This window comes from Enterocloster aldenensis, assembly GCF_003434055.1.
Lineage (GTDB): Bacteria > Bacillota > Clostridia > Lachnospirales > Lachnospiraceae > Enterocloster > Enterocloster aldenensis.
The window spans coordinates 249,962-265,865 of record NZ_QVEX01000001.1 but is presented as its reverse complement, the minus strand read 5'-3'; the positions used below and the strand labels follow the sequence as shown (position 1 = coordinate 265,865).

Sequence of the window (15,904 nt, the reverse complement as noted above, 5' to 3'; positions counted from 1 at the left end):
AAGGGATTTCCTGGATTTTAGCTTTTAGGTATCTTATTATTCGTTTCCTTTTCTTCATATGAAAGGTCACGGCCCTCTGCTTCTGTTCACAGACTTGGAAACTCCGGGCACTTCACGGCTCCGGGCGCATCCGGGTTGAATCTGGACAGCAAGACGGAGAGTTTCAGGAGACAGTTGTCCAGTTCCTCCAGTTCCTCTTCGGAGTATCCCGCCAGACCGGCCACGGTGCAGCTGAGCATGGCTTCCTTTAGCTGGCTGACAATGGCGGCACCGGTGGGCGTGATGTACAGATAGACCTGGCGCCTGTTCCTGGAATCATGCTCCCTTTTGACAAGGCCTTTTTCCTCCAGGTCATTGACCAGTTTGGTCAGCTGCTGCTTGGTGATTTCCAGCCGTGCCGCCAGTTCCGACATGGTAGGGGCGCTGCGTCCGGTCTGGTTTAACAATATAAGGGCCTGGAAACCCACGGAGTTGGCTTTAATCTGGTTCTGCTGCTGGTATTTGCTTTTTGCCAGATTAAAAAATGTGATGGTAAAATCCAGGAAATGTTCCCCTACCGTCCTGTAATCCGGGGTATGGTCAGTCATGTTTATAAATACCTCCTCTGTCAGGGCACGGATATCCGGACAAAACCAGCGCGCCTGTTCTCTGTACCCGTTGTACCATATTCCTGGTTAAATGTCAATAAATATTAAAAGTAAATAAAGTTTTACAATAAAAGATTGACAAATTTTGCATTTCGTATTATCTTACAGGTGGATGGCGGATGACGCTGTGCTGTATGGAACTGCGCTGCATGACCGGTGTTGCCAGCGTAACTGTCACTGCCGGCCGTAATAGGCCGATATGTAATTGGCGATACTATAGAAGAGTATGAATAAGAAAAGGAGAACCTATATGGGTGTGAATGAAGATAATGGAAAGCGGGATATGAAGGACGGTCCAACCAAGAAACCGTTTATTTACTATTATTTCCTGGTCATCCTGATTGTCATGATACTGAACGCACTGGTATTCCCCATGATGGAGCATACCGTGGAGGTGCCATACAGTGAGTTCATCACGCAGCTGGATGCAGGCAATGTGAAAGATGTATATATGAGCAGCGATGAGACGCAGATCCAGTTTTCCACTAAGGACCAGCAGTGGAACGTTGCTTCCTATAAGACAGGCCCCCTGCCCGGGGATAATCTGGCCCAGCGTCTGGAAACGGCCAAGGATGAGGGAAAGGTGGATAATTATTCCAGGGAGATTCCCACCAAGGCATCCCCGCTCCTCAGCTTCCTGATGTCATGGGTGGCCCCAATCCTGATGTTTGTGATCATCGGGCAGATCATGGGACGCATGCTTTCCAAGCGTATGGGCGGCAGCAATGCCATGACCTTCGGCAAGTCCAATGCTAAGATCTATGCGGAGAATGAAACAGGAATCACATTTGCGGATGTGGCGGGCGAGGAGGAAGCCAAGGACGCCTTAAAGGAGATTGTGGATTTCCTCCACAACCCCCAGAAGTATGCGGATATCGGTGCAAACCTTCCAAAGGGCGCCCTGCTTGTAGGCCCTCCCGGAACCGGCAAGACCCTTCTTGCCAGGGCGGTGGCCGGAGAAGCCCATGTACCGTTTTTCTCCATATCCGGTTCTGAGTTCGTGGAAATGTTTGTGGGCATGGGCGCTGCCAAGGTCCGCGACCTCTTTAAGCAGGCCAATGATAAGGCGCCCTGTATTGTATTCATTGATGAGATTGACACCATCGGCAAGAAGCGGGACGGCGGCGGCATGAGCGGCAATGATGAGCGGGAACAGACCCTGAACCAGCTTCTGACCGAGATGGATGGATTTGACGGCAAGAAAGGGGTTGTGATCCTGGCTGCCACCAACCGTCCGGAATCACTGGACAAGGCGCTTCTGCGTCCGGGCCGTTTTGACAGGCGTGTTCCGGTGGAACTGCCCGACTTAAAGGGAAGGGAGGCCATCTTAAGGGTACACGGACGAAATGTCAAGATGTCCGATGACGTGGATTACAGCGCTATTGCCAGGGCCACGGCAGGGGCCAGCGGCGCAGAACTGGCCAATATCATCAATGAGGCGGCGCTGCGGGCCGTACGCATGGGCCGCGGCGCGGTTGTCCAGGGGGATCTGGAAGAAAGCGTGGAGACCGTCATCGCGGGATATCAGAAGAAAAACGCGGTCATTTCCCAGGAAGAGCGTAAAATCGTGGCATACCACGAGGTGGGGCATGCCCTGGTGGCTGCCTGCCAGACCCAGTCCGCGCCCGTGCAGAAGATTACCATCATACCAAGGACCTCCGGCGCCCTGGGTTATACCATGCAGGTGGAGCAGGGGGAGCGGTATCTCATGAGCAAGGAGGAGGCGCTGAATAAGATTGCCACCTTTACAGGAGGGCGCGCTGCGGAGGAACTGATCTTCCATTCCATCACAACAGGCGCATCCAATGATATTGAGCAGGCCACCAGGATTGCAAGGGCCATGGTGACGCGCTATGGCATGACCGATGAATTCGACATGGTTGCCATGGAGACAGTGACCAACCAGTACCTGGGCGGCGACACCTCCCTGGCCTGTGCGCCTGAGACAGCGAAACGCATTGACGAGCAGGTGGTCGGCATCGTGAAGGGGCAGCATGCCAAGGCTCTTGATATCCTCAGGGAAAATGAAGGAAAGCTGCATGAGATTGCCGCCTATCTTTTGGAGAAGGAAACCATTACGGGCGAGGAATTCATGGAAATATTTAATAAGGAGCAGTCCGTCCATTGCAATTGACCTGGGGCTGTGCTATTCTGGAAGTATAGACGGGGCAGGGGCATGAATGCTTCCCCGGGCCAGTGCCTGAAGATGAGCGGATCCTGGCGTGTCCGGTATTCCCTTCTGCCGGAAGCAGAAGCGGTCGGCCGGGCGCGTCCGGGATGGATGATGGGATGATAAGGGATTTTGTGAAGGGAAGATAGGCAGTGAGGAGCCGGGAACTGACATTACATGACCTGTGACCCTGTTATATACAGATAGATGAAAGGCAGGAACAGGAATGGGAAGAATTTTGAACATGCTTTATACTGGGGATCTGCACCCCGCTGACTGTGCCATGCAGGATTCAGCGGAATACCAGGCCATGTGCAGGGAATCCTTAAAGGAAGTGGAACGCTTTACAGAGAAGCTGGATGCGGGGATGAAGGCGGAGTTTGACTGCCTGATGGAGCATTATCTGGAGCTTACGTATCTGGAAAAGTCTGAGACGTTCTGTCAGGGATTCCGTCTGGGCGCCGGGATCATGTGCGAGGTTTTCAGTGAAAATGGACGTGAGCATGCCTGAACTATAAGCGTAGCTTAAGAATATAAGGCGGGATTGGTGATAAATTAAACCAATCCCGCTTTATTGTGTATAAAATTGTTTTAAATATATGGTTAATATTGACAATGATGGAAAAAGTGATATACTTAACTACGTATTTGTGTTACATTTTAACGGATAGGACATCAATGGAACGTCAGGGGCAATGGCAGCCAATACCTGACGTATTTTCGTCTGGATGCGCCTATACCAAACTTCATGGAGGAGAGCATTATGAAATTACGTAAGTTAGTCAGCGTAGCAATGGCGGGTGTGATGACATTGTCATTAGCAGCCTGCGGCAGTTCCGGAACAGCAGACACGACCGCGGCGCCGGCATCCACAGAAGCAGCGGCAGACACCACTGCGGCGGATGCAGGGGAGACAGAGGCAAAAGAGGCAGCGCCTGCAGGCGGTGTTGCAAAGGAAGACTTAAAGGTTGGTTTTGTATTCATCGGTGATGAGAATGAGGGCTATACAGCCGCACATTATAAAGGCGCCATGGAGATGAAGGAAGCCCTTGGCCTGGCCGATGACCAGATTATCGTTAAATGGAATATCCCGGAGGATGAGACTGCTCAGGATGCGGCCATGGATCTGGCTGACCAGGGATGCCAGATTGTATTTGCAAACAGCTTTGGGCATGAGTCCTATGTGATTGAGGCAGCCAAGGAATATCCTGAGGTCCAGTTCTGCCATGCCACCGGTTTCCAGGCAGCTTCCAGCGGACTGAGCAACATGCACAACTATTTCACTGCTATTTACGAAGCGCGTTATGTGTCCGGCGTGGTGGCCGGAATGAAGCTGAACCAGATGATAGAGGACGGGACCGTTGCAAAGGATGCCTGCAAGATCGGTTATGTGGGCGCTTATCCGTATGCTGAGGTTATCAGCGGATATACCTCCTTCTTCTTAGGCGTGCGCTCCGTATGCCCGGATGCCACCATGGAAGTTAAGTACACCAACAGCTGGGCCAGCTTTGACCTGGAGAAGGAAGCGGCAGACGCCCTGATTTCCGATGGCTGCGTGCTTATCAGCCAGCACGCCGATACAACCGGCGCCCCCACCGCATGTGAGGCAGCGGGCGTTCCTTGTGTGGGCTACAACATTTCCATGATTGCCACTGCTCCTACCCAGGCCCTTACATCCTCCACCAATAACTGGGGTGCGTATGTAACCGAGGCCGTGCAGCATGTTGTGGACGGAACCGAAATCCCGGTTGACTGGTGCAAGGGCTTCTCAGACGGCGCAGTGCTGATTACTGAACTGAACGAAGCAGCAGTTGCTCCGGGAACCAAGGAAAAGGTGGAAGAGGTTGAGGCCAAACTGGCAGCAGGTGAGCTCCATGTGTTCGATACCTCCACATGGACCGTTGAAGGCAAGACACTGGATTCATATAAGAAGGATGACGGCAACGAGTACATATCCGACGGATATTTCCATGAGTCCGAATTTGCATCCGCGCCCGCATTCGACATACTGATTGACGGAATCAAGACAATTGACAATTAAATTCCCGCAGATTCCAAGCTGGGTGAATTTGTAAAAGCTGCAAAAGCGGAGCTATCTGACTGGCTCCGCTTTTTTCCACGGAGGCATTGGGGTGCATGGCGGATTGGTACAGCGCCCTGCCGCAAGCAAGATAAAAATAATAAAAATGGAGGTCTGCCGGGTGAGCCAAGAATACGCAATTGAACTGAAAAACATCACAAAACGATTCGGCAAGGTAACTGCCAATGACAAAGTATGCCTGTCTGTCAGGCGGGGGGAGATACTGTCCATCCTGGGTGAGAACGGAAGCGGGAAGACCACCCTCATGAACATGATATCGGGAATCTACTACCCGGATGAGGGGCAGATATATGTGAATGGAAAAGAGGTGGCCATCCGTTCGCCCAAGGATTCATTTGCACTGGGAATCGGCATGATCCACCAGCATTTTAAACTGGTGGATGTCCTGACCGCGGCGGAAAACATCATCCTGGGCCTTTCGGGAAAAGAAATCCTGGACATGAAAAGCGTGGCGGCACGGATTAATGAACTGACAGGCAGATACGGCTTCGATTTGGACCCGGACCAGAAGATATACACCATGTCCGTATCCCAGAAACAGACCGTGGAGATTGTCAAGCTCCTGTACCGCGGCGTGGACATCCTGATCCTGGACGAGCCGACGGCAGTCCTCACGCCCCAGGAAACAGACCGTCTTTTCGCGGTCCTGCGCAACATGCGCGAGGCAGGCCATTCCATCATCATCATCACCCATAAACTCCATGAGGTGCTGGCGCTGTCAGACCGGGTTTCCGTGCTGCGCAAGGGCCAGTACATCGGGACCGTGCAGACAGCCGAGGCAACGGAGGAGTCCCTGACCGAAATGATGGTAGGCAAGAAGGTCAGCCTGAACATCGACCGCCCGGAGCCTGTCAATCCCCGGAAGCGACTGGAGGTACAGGGGGTCACCTGTGTGAATAAGGAAGGTGTCAGGACTTTGGATAACGCCACCTTTACCGCATACAGCGGAGAGATACTGGGGGTGGCCGGAATCGCGGGAAGCGGACAGAAGGAGCTTTTGGAATCCATTGCGGGCTTACAGCCCATGGAGTCGGGAACCATTACATATTATCCGCCAGAGGGCGGGGAAAAGAACCTGGAAGGCATGGCGGCTTCCGCCATCAGCAAGCTGGGCGTAAAGCTCTCCTTTGTGCCTGAGGACAGGCTGGGCATGGGACTGGTGGGTTCCATGGACATGACGGACAACATGATGCTCAGGGGCTACCGGAACGGCCGTCCTTTCTTTGCGGACAGGAAGACGCCCAGAAGCCTGGCGGAGCATATCATCGAGGAGCTGGAGGTGGTGACCCCGGGCGTCACCACGCCGGTGCGCAAGCTGTCCGGCGGAAATGTGCAGAAGGTTCTGGTGGGACGCGAGATTTCCTCCAATCCCAAGGTACTTATGGTTGCCTACCCTGTGCGGGGGCTGGACATCAATTCATCCTATACCATCTACCATCTGCTCAATGAACAGAAGCAGCAGGGGGCGGCGGTCATCTGTGTGGGAGAGGACCTGGATGTGCTTCTGGAACTGTGCGACCGTATCCTGGTGCTGTGCGGCGGCCGGATAAGCGGTATCGTGGACGGCAGGACAGCCACCAAAGAGGGCGTGGGCCTGATGATGACAAAAGTAGGAGGTGACCAGAGTGAGTAAGGAAATGACAGCGGTATCGGTAAAGGAACCTCTGATGCATATATCCAAACGTGACGGCATAGAGCCGTACAAGGCGTGGCTTATCAGGCTGGCGGCGGTCCTCATATCCCTGATTGTCTGTGCAGGCGTTATCTTCGCGCTTACTGGCCTGAATCCCATTGAAGTATACAAAGGGGTGTTTGACGGAGCGGTGGGAACCAAACGGCGTGTCTGGATGACCATACGGGACACCCTGGTCCTGTTGTGTATTGCAATCGGTATTACCCCGGCATTTAAGATGCGGTTCTGGAATATCGGCGCCGAGGGGCAGGTCCTGATCGGGGGCGTCACATCGGCGGCCATGATGATTTATCTGGGTAATTCCCTTCCGCCAATCCTGCTGTTCCCGCTGATGCTGGCGGGAAGCGCGCTGTCCGCCATGGTCTGGGCTGCAATCCCGGCATTTTTCAAGGCATACTGGAATACCAATGAGACACTATTTACACTGATGATGAATTATGTGGCAATGCAGGTCATCACATACTGCATTATCTTCTGGGAGAACCCAAAGGGGTCCAACTCGGTGGGCACCATCAACTCCGCTACAAAAGGCGGCTGGCTTCCCAAGCTTTTTGGGCTGGACTACGGGTGGAACCTGGTAATCGTCCTGGCTCTGACCCTGGCCATGTTCATTTACCTGAAATACAGCAAGCAGGGGTATGAGATTGCTGTGGTGGGTGAGAGTGAGAACACGGCCAGGTACGCGGGTATCAATGTGAAGAAGGTAATCCTTCGCACCATGGCCCTGTCCGGGGCTATCTGCGGCATTGCCGGTTTTATCATTGTAAGCGGCGCAAGCCACACCATATCCACCAGCACGGCGGGAGGACGGGGATTTACAGCAATCATAGTGTCATGGCTCAGCAAGTTCAATGCATTTGCCATGGTCCTGGTATCCTTTTTCCTGGTATTCATGCAGAAGGGCGCAGGACAGATCGCGTCCCAGTTCAACCTGAATGAAAATGCCTCTGATGTCATAACGGGAATCATCCTGTTCTTTATCCTGGGCTGTGAGTTTTTCATCAATTACAAAGTAGCGGTGCGCAGCAGGCGCAAAGACACACAGGCTTAGGAGGGAGGACAAGGATATGGGATTTTTAGTTATATTCATTCAGAAGGCCATTGGGCAGGGCATAGGGATTCTGTACGGCGCCCTGGGCGAAATCATGACGGAGAAGTCCGGCAACCTGAACCTGGGTATTCCCGGGATGATGTACATGGGCGGGATTGCAGGACTGATTGGTGCATTTTTATATGAAAATTCAGTGGGGACACCTAACGGCTTTGTGGGGATGCTGATTTCCTTCCTGTGCGCATTCGCATGCGCGGCCCTGGGCGGTCTGGTGTACAGTGTGCTTACCATTACGCTGCGGGCCAACCAGAATGTCACGGGTCTGGCCCTGACTACCTTTGGCGTGGGCTTCGGTAACTTCTTCGGCGGCTCCCTTGCAAAGCTGGCAGGCGGCGTGGGACAGATTTCCGTGGCGGTTACGGGCGCGGCCTACAAGACGCCGGTTCCTGGGCTTTCTAAGCTGGGAGTGGTGGGGCAGGTATTGTTTTCCTATGGATTCCTTACCTATCTGGCGGTCCTCCTGGCAATTGTACTGGCTTTCTTCCTGGGTAAGACCAGGAAGGGGCTGAACCTGAGGGCTGTGGGCGAGAGTCCGGCAACCGCGGATGCAGCGGGCATTAACGTGACTGCGTACAAGTACCTGGCCACCTGTGTGGGCGGCGGTATCAGCGGACTTGGGGGACTGTACTTTGTGATGGAGTATTCCGGCGGGACCTGGACCAATAACGGATTCGGCGACAGGGGCTGGCTGGCCATTGCACTTGTAATCTTCGCACTGTGGAAGCCGGTCAATGCAATCTGGGGCTCCATATTGTTTGGCGGCCTGTATATCCTTTATCTCTATATCCCGGGACTGGACAGGGGGGCCCAGGAGATTTTTAAGGCGCTGCCATATGTTGTGACCATTGTGGTGCTGGTGATTACCAGCTTGAGGAAGAAAAGGGAGTACCAGCCGCCGGAGAGTCTGGGGCTGGCTTATTTCAGGGAGGAGAGATAGGGTAGGTCAGGATGGATACGGACGGGGCGGGGATTCCGTCCGCTGGAGGATCAGGATGGCGCTGCGGCCGAATGCTGCAGCGCCATCCGGTCTTTAACCCGGCAGGTGGTGGGCGTCCGCTGGCGCTTCAAAGAGGGGTGGTGGAGTGACGGCGGACGTCCGCTGACGCTTCAAAAAAGAGGCGTGGGATTGTTGGTTTGTGGTAGGTAAAGGATTGGGAGTTTTTGGGATGACTTGACAAGGGGGATTATGCTGTTATGATTAGAAGCGGATGATTCCATAAGGATTTTGGACTATGGCCGGGTATGGGCCGGAGAAAGGGGATATGGGATGAAGTTATTGTTCCGGCAGAGGTTTTTTTCGTGGTTTGACAGTTATGATGTTTTTGATGAGGAAGGCAGGACGGTTTATACGGTCCAGGGGAAATTGGCCTGGGGGCACAGGCTGGAGATATATGATGCCCAGGGAGGGCATCTGGGTACTGTTAAGCAGGAGGTGCTTACTTTTCTGCCAAGGTTCCGGCTGTATGCGGGTGAACAGCTGGTGGGCGAGGTGTGGAAGGAATTTACATTTTTCAGGCCGTCTTTTAAGATGGATGTCAGGGGATGGCATATTGCCGGGGATATCCTGGAATGGGATTATTACATAGAGGATGCCATGGGGAGACGGGTAGCGGGGCTGTCCAAGCAGCTGTTTAAGCTGACTGATACATATGTGCTTGAGATTGGGAACCCGGAAGACGCATTGTATGTGCTTATGGCGGCCCTGGCAATCGATGCTGCAAAATGTTCATCGGATAAATGACAGTGAGGCGGATGATTATGGAAGTGAAAAATGAGATTTACCGTTATATGAAGGAACTGGTTGCAATCCCCAGTATTTCCAACAGCAGGGAGGAACAGGCGGCTGGGGAATACATAAGGGAGGAACTGGGGCGGCAGCCCTACTTTCAGGCGCATCCTGAACTTACGGGAATGTATGGGTTGGAGGGGGATTTCCTTTCCCGGGGGACCCCTTATGGCCTGGTAAAGGGGAGCACTTCAAGGACCGTTATCCTTACCGGACATTATGATGTGGTGGATACGGAGGAATATGGGGACTTCCAGTCCTATGCGTATGATGTGGAAGCGTGGAAACTGGCGCAGGGAAAGGAACTGGAGACCTTGATGTCCATGCTGCCTGAGGAGGCCAGGGCGGATTTTGAGACAGGGGAGTGGCTGTTCGGGCGGGGCGTCAACGACATGAAGGGGGGACTTGCGGTTGGCATGGCCCTGATGGACTGGTATGGGCGCCTGATGCTGGAACATCCGGAACTGCCGGGCTGTCTTTTGTTTGCCGCGGTGGCGGATGAGGAGGCTTATTCAGCCGGAATGCGGGGGTCCATCCCGTTTTTTACGGGGATGCAGGGACGGTTTGGGCTGGAGTATGGATGTCTGGTGGACCTGGAACCCAGTTTTAATGAGGATGGCAGGCAGCAGGTCTATATCGGGTCCGTGGGGAAGACCATGCCTGCGGTGCTGGTCCAGGGCGTGAAGGCACATGTGGTGGATTGCTTCCGCGGATTGAACGCAATAGGGGTCCTGGCGGAAATGTTCCTGCGCACGGAGCTGGCCCCCGAATTTTCAGAACAATGGGAAGGGGAGCCGTGTCCGCCGCCCACCTGGTTTAACCTGAGGGACCGCAAGGAAGGGTATGATGTGTCGGTGCCCTACCGGGCAGCAGGTTATATGAGCATGCTGGGATTTGGGAAGACGGCTGATTCTGTCATGGGACGGCTTAAGGAGATTGGGCGGGAGGCATTTTCCTCTTATATGGAACGGATGGAGGCCCGGGAGGCAGCGGTGCGGTCCGGCGCAGTGCTGCCGGATGTGGATCTGTCCTGCTGTGTCATGGAGTATGGGGAACTGGTAAGGCTGTGCCATGAGCGGCACGGGGAGGAAGCGGGAACATGGTTCAGGGCGCTGTATGAGGATGCAGGGGAACGCATCCGCCTGGGCCGGTGGAACTATCCCAGGGCGACCCTGGAGATCATGGATGCAGCCCTGACCTATTCCGGGATTACGGCGCCTGTCATGGTGATTGCATTTGCCCCGCCGTATTATCCTGCATTTCACAGTGACCGCCTGCCAGGCAGGACAGGGCAGGGGAGCGCCTTCTATGGAATGCTTCAAAAGGCAGCGGGGGAGACCTGCGGCATCCGGCTGGGAAAGCGCAATTACTGCTGCGGTATCTCGGACTTAAGCTATTGTGCGGGGCCGGATATGGAGGAGCTTAAGGCTTATGCGGCCAATGCCCCTCTGTGGGGGAAGGTGTATGGAATGAACCTGGACGCCATGTCCGTTTTCCAGGTACCGGCCCTTCTGTTCGGCCCCGTTGGCAGGGATGCGCACCAGATGTCAGAGCGTGTCAATGCAAGGAGCCTGCTGGAAGAAGTTCCAGCAATCCTACAGCATTTTATCGAACAAGTGTTTGCAAATGACGGTGGAATGTGATATACTTACGCCATACACTTTGAAGGGTTATAAGTAAAGATTACTGATAAGAGACAAGGAGCATTTTGAATGGCAAAGCAGTACATTAAAATCCGCGGGGCCAATGAGCATAATCTGAAGAATATATCCGTGGATATACCGAGAAATGAGCTGGTGGTACTGACCGGGCTGTCCGGATCCGGCAAATCATCACTGGCTTTTGACACCATCTATGCGGAAGGGCAGAGGCGTTATATGGAGTCCCTGTCCTCCTATGCCCGCCAGTTCCTGGGACAGATGGAGAAGCCGGATGTGGAGAGCATAGAAGGGCTGTCGCCGGCCATTTCCATAGACCAGAAGTCCACGAACCGGAACCCCCGTTCCACGGTGGGCACCGTGACTGAGATTTATGATTATATGAGGCTTCTGTATGCCAGGGTGGGAATCCCGCACTGTCCCAAGTGCGGCAAGGAGATACACAAGCAGTCCATTGACCAGATGGTGGACCATATCATGCAGATGCCTGAGCGGACCAAGATCCAGCTTCTGGCTCCTGTTGTCAGGGGGCGCAAGGGAGAGCATGTGAAGGTTCTGGACCAGGCGCGCAAGAGCGGTTATGTAAGGGTCCGCATTGACGGGAACCTTTATGAACTTTCGGAAGATATCAGGCTGGATAAGAATATCAAGCATAACATAGAAGTGGTGGTGGACCGTCTGATTGTGAAGGAAGGCATTGAAAAGCGTCTTACGGATTCCATTGAGACAGTGATGGCGCTCAGCGGCGGGCTCATGACCGTGGATGTGGCGGATGGGGAGCCGGTGAACTTCAGCCAGAGCTTTTCCTGCCCGGACTGCGGCATCAGCGTGGACGAGGTGGAGCCCAGAAGCTTTTCCTTTAACAACCCCTTTGGCGCATGTCCGGAGTGTTTCGGACTTGGGTATAAGATGGAGTTTGACGAGGACCTGATGATTCCTGACAAGTCCATTTCCATTGACGACGGCGCCATTGTGGTGATGGGATGGCAGTCCTGTACGGACAAGGGAAGTTTTACAAGGGCAATCCTTGAGGCGCTTTCCAAGGAATACAAGTTCCGCCTGGACACGCCCTTTAAGGACTACCCTAGGGAAATCCAGGACGTGATCCTGTACGGAACGGGCGGAAAGGAAGTCAAGGTACGCTATAAGAGCCAGAGGGGCGAGGGTGTGTACGACGTGGCCTTTGAGGGGCTGGTTGAGAACGTGAACCGGCGCTATAAGGAGACATTTTCCGAGGCATCCAAGGCAGAGTACGAAACCTATATGCGGATTACCCCCTGTCCCGCGTGTAAAGGGCAGAGGCTTAAGAAGGAGTCCCTGGCAGTTACGGTGGGGGACATGAATATCTACCAGGCCACCAATATGTCCATTGTGAAGTTCAAGGATTTCCTGGATGGACTGAAGCTTACCCATATGCAGCTGGCCATTGGGGCGTCCATCCTCAAGGAGATACGGGCCAGGATCTGCTTCCTTATTGATGTGGGGCTGGATTATCTGTCCCTTTCCAGGGCAACCGGAACCCTGTCAGGAGGAGAAGCACAGCGGATCCGCCTGGCGACCCAGATCGGTTCGGGCCTGGTGGGCGTTGCCTATATCCTGGACGAGCCCAGCATCGGCCTCCACCAAAGGGATAATGACAAGCTTTTAAAGACCCTGGTCCATCTGCGGGATCTGGGCAACAGCGTGCTGGTGGTGGAACATGACGAGGATACCATGCGCGCAGCGGACTGCATTGTGGATATCGGTCCCGGGGCAGGCGAACATGGCGGACAGGTGATTGCCATGGGTACTGCCCAGGAGATTATGGATAACCAGGAGTCCGTGACAGGGGCGTATTTAAGCGGCAGGCTTAAGATACCTGTGCCGTCTGAGCGCAGGAAGCCCACGGGCTGGATTACGGTCCGGGGAGCTGCTGAGAATAACCTGAAGAACATCAATGTGGATTTCCCCCTGGGCGTCATGACCTGTGTCACTGGCGTGTCCGGTTCAGGCAAGAGTTCACTGGTTAATGAAATCCTGTACAAGGCCCTGGCCAGGAAGCTGAACCGTGCAAGAACCATTCCGGGCAGGCACAAGGGAATAGACGGCACGGAGCAGCTGGATAAGATCATTGCCATTGACCAGTCCCCCATCGGCCGTACGCCAAGGTCTAATCCCGCCACTTACACAGGTGTGTTTGATTTGATCCGCGATCTGTTTGCGTCCACGGTGGATGCAAAGGCAAAGGGATATACCAAGGGACGGTTCAGCTTTAACGTCAAGGGCGGACGGTGCGAGACCTGCAGCGGCGACGGTATCATTAAGATTGAGATGCATTTCCTTCCGGACGTATATGTGCCATGTGAGGTCTGCGGCGGCAAACGGTATAACCGTGAGACATTGGATGTGAAGTACAAGGGCAAGAGCATTTATGACGTGCTGGACATGACGGTGGAGGAGGCGCTTACGTTCTTTGAGAATGTTCCTTCTGTCACCAGGAAGATACAGACCCTGTATGATGTGGGCCTGGGTTACATCAGGCTGGGCCAGCCTTCCACCGAATTGTCAGGCGGTGAGGCCCAGCGTATCAAGCTGGCAACCGAACTGTCCAAGCGCGGCACGGGCAAGACCATCTATATCCTGGATGAGCCTACCACGGGACTGCATTTTGCGGATGTGCACAAGCTGATTGATATCCTCCGCAGGCTGTCTGACGGCGGCAATACGGTGGTGGTCATTGAGCATAATCTGGATGTGATTAAGACGGCGGATTACATCATTGACATCGGACCCGAAGGCGGGGACAAGGGCGGTACCGTGATTGCCAAGGGAACGCCGGAGGATGTGGCCGGGAATCCTGTTTCTTATACTGGGGTTTATATTAATAAGTATCTGGAATCCAATGAACAGGGCGCCATGGACATGGAATGACAGACAGAATGAAACCGTACCATCTGACCGATAAGAAAAGTCAGATGGTACGGTTTTTGCATTTACAGAGGAAGATTGTTCTTCAAAATCAAAGAGGTGTTGATTTCATGTTTTGTCGGTACATCATTCCCAAGCACGATGTTGTCAAATGCAATCGATAAGCCTTTGTATCCCTGTTCATAACCGTTTTGGTCAATAATGGCATTCAGGATTCCCTGTTTTAATGCTTCTTTGGATTCGTCAAAAAGTTCGCTCCCTATAATCGTCACCTTGTCCTGATACCCAATGTCTTTTACCATGGTGCATACACGTGCAGTGGTCCTTGCATTGTTTGCATAGATTCCTAAAATATTGTCAATTGTATGAAGGAATTCACTGAGTGTATCAAAGAGTTTATCCGGATAATAAACATTTTCATACAGTTCAATGATTTCTATCAGAGGATTGCTTTCCGTCATCTGATCAAAAAATCCCCGCACTACCTGGGCATGGTTGTTGGTGTCACGCTTTGTACCGATAATAACAACGCGGCACGGCTGTTTGAGGACGGAGCCCAGATACTCAGCGGCCAGACGGCCGGAACGGTAAGGGTTGGCCATGATGCAGGCGGTGCGCTGGCTGAAGGGGGCATCTGCGGAAATGGTAAAGACTTTAATTCCCTCGTCTGTAAAACGGTTCAGTATCTCCAATGAATCAGTTTCGTTCCAGACCACGGTAAGCAATCCGGAAAGCTCCTGACGGCGGGTGCTCCAGATATGGTTCAATATCTGAAGCTGCTGTTCCTGGCCTCCGTCAAAGGTCATGTCCAGGATTTCTACGTGGCAGGGGGCCAGTTCCTTTGCCCGCGCATGGATTCCTTTCCAGATATACTGGTAAAAATACCGGTTATCATTGGTCGGGCCGGGAAATACAGCGGCAATTTTGTATGTCTTTTGGGCAGAAGACGATTCGGTATAGTAGTTCATGGAATTGGCCAGCGCCAGGATTTCCTCACGCTTCTCAGGACTGACTCCTTTTTTGTTGTGAAGTGCTTTGTGGACAGTTGCAACTGTCACATTGGCTGTATTTGCAATATCCTGTAAGGTGATTTTTTTCTCCATAACTGTTTCTCCCATTGATTTTCCTGTATTATACCACTTTTTTACAGAGAACACAAGGAAAAAGAGAAAAAAAGAAAAAATAAAGAGAAAATATTTCCTGATTATATAAAATAAATCATGGAAAAAGAGAAAATATTTCTTGATTTTAAAGAAAGAATATGCTATTATGACAATATCACTAAGAAAATAAGGGAAAGAGGGAGGGGCGTACTTTGAAAAAAGAGAAAATTTTTCTTAAAACAAGCTTTATATCCGGTATCCTGGCCAGCTGTTTTGGATTTTGCATGGCAGGGATGACTGGGCTGTCCAGAGGAATGTATCCCATGGCTGTGTTTGTGATGATAATCCTGATAGGATTATTACTAATGGGCATCGCGGTCAGAGGCGCCCCGGATGAAAAGTCACCACGGATTTCATGGAAGGAGATTGTGATGGTCCTTTTCCTGTTTATTAATCCGCTAATGGCAGGGATTCTGGGTTTTTACTTTGCGGCATTCTTAGTAATTGCAGGTATCTCATGGCTGATAACTCCGGTGAAAACAGGAAAAGCGCTGGCTGGCGTCCTGGGATATTCGTTGTTGGTAACAGCGGGCGCTTTTGCAGTATTTACATTAGGGCTTAAAATCGTCACACCGTCAGGCATCCTATTTTAAGGCGTGCAGACGGCGGGAATGAATGTTCAAACACGCCCTGGTATCTGGCAGTATTGAAACATGCCCCGGCAGAAG

General features: G+C 52.7%; 12 protein-coding genes. 10 read left to right on the top strand and 2 right to left on the bottom strand.

Features of this window, described 5'->3' with window-relative positions; translation table 11 throughout:
- Positions 1-86 precede the first annotated feature (86 nt).
- Entirely contained in the window at positions 87-587 is a 501-nt protein-coding gene (locus DWX59_RS01210) for a MarR family winged helix-turn-helix transcriptional regulator (protein WP_117555521.1), read from the bottom strand.
- Positions 588-897: 310 nt separating this feature from the next.
- On the opposite strand from DWX59_RS01210, the gene ftsH reads away from it, so the two are divergent.
- From ftsH to uvrA, 9 genes are all read left to right on the top strand, one after another.
- On the top strand, positions 898-2,781 hold the full coding sequence (gene ftsH / locus DWX59_RS01205; protein ID WP_117555519.1) for an ATP-dependent zinc metalloprotease FtsH: 1,884 nt from the start codon (positions 898-900) through the stop codon (positions 2,779-2,781).
- A 262-nt stretch (positions 2,782-3,043) separates the two neighbouring features.
- Complete coding sequence (locus DWX59_RS01200; RefSeq protein WP_117555517.1) at positions 3,044-3,328, top strand: DUF6809 family protein; 285 nt, start codon at positions 3,044-3,046, stop codon at positions 3,326-3,328.
- Between the two features lie 252 nt (positions 3,329-3,580).
- Positions 3,581-4,858 (top strand): BMP family ABC transporter substrate-binding protein, encoded by a 1,278-nt coding sequence (locus DWX59_RS01195; protein WP_117555515.1) that lies wholly within the window; start codon positions 3,581-3,583, stop codon positions 4,856-4,858.
- Between the two features lie 160 nt (positions 4,859-5,018).
- Positions 5,019-6,551, top strand: coding sequence for an ABC transporter ATP-binding protein (locus tag DWX59_RS01190; RefSeq protein WP_117557145.1), 1,533 nt, complete (start codon positions 5,019-5,021; stop codon positions 6,549-6,551).
- A complete protein-coding gene (locus tag DWX59_RS01185; protein WP_117555513.1) occupies positions 6,544-7,662 on the top strand; it encodes an ABC transporter permease in 1,119 nt (372 codons plus the stop codon). The genes DWX59_RS01190 and DWX59_RS01185 overlap by 8 nt, the downstream gene beginning before the upstream one ends.
- A gap of 16 nt (positions 7,663-7,678) precedes the next feature.
- A complete protein-coding gene (locus DWX59_RS01180) occupies positions 7,679-8,659 on the top strand; it encodes an ABC transporter permease (protein WP_008718748.1) in 981 nt (326 codons plus the stop codon).
- A gap of 330 nt (positions 8,660-8,989) precedes the next feature.
- On the top strand, positions 8,990-9,463 hold the full coding sequence (locus tag DWX59_RS01175) for an LURP-one-related/scramblase family protein (protein WP_117555510.1): 474 nt from the start codon (positions 8,990-8,992) through the stop codon (positions 9,461-9,463).
- Positions 9,464-9,480: 17 nt separating this feature from the next.
- The gene (locus DWX59_RS01170; protein WP_117555508.1) at positions 9,481-11,151 is read left to right on the top strand and encodes a M20/M25/M40 family metallo-hydrolase; all 1,671 of its coding nucleotides are present in this window, start codon (positions 9,481-9,483) and stop codon (positions 11,149-11,151) included.
- 69 nt (positions 11,152-11,220) lie between these two features.
- Positions 11,221-14,076 carry an excinuclease ABC subunit UvrA gene (gene uvrA, locus DWX59_RS01165; protein WP_117555506.1) on the top strand — a complete coding sequence of 952 codons (2,856 nt, stop codon included), beginning with the start codon at positions 11,221-11,223 and terminating at the stop codon, positions 14,074-14,076.
- Positions 14,077-14,138: 62 nt separating this feature from the next.
- On the opposite strand, the gene DWX59_RS01160 is transcribed toward uvrA, so the two are convergent.
- The gene (locus DWX59_RS01160; RefSeq protein WP_165642530.1) at positions 14,139-15,176 is read right to left on the bottom strand and encodes a substrate-binding domain-containing protein; all 1,038 of its coding nucleotides are present in this window, start codon (positions 15,174-15,176) and stop codon (positions 14,139-14,141) included.
- A gap of 212 nt (positions 15,177-15,388) precedes the next feature.
- Here DWX59_RS01160 and DWX59_RS01155 point away from each other — a divergent pair, with 212 nt between their 5' ends.
- The gene (locus tag DWX59_RS01155) at positions 15,389-15,829 is read left to right on the top strand and encodes a tripartite tricarboxylate transporter TctB family protein (RefSeq protein ID WP_117555502.1); all 441 of its coding nucleotides are present in this window, start codon (positions 15,389-15,391) and stop codon (positions 15,827-15,829) included.
- The last annotated feature ends 75 nt before the right edge of the window (positions 15,830-15,904 follow it).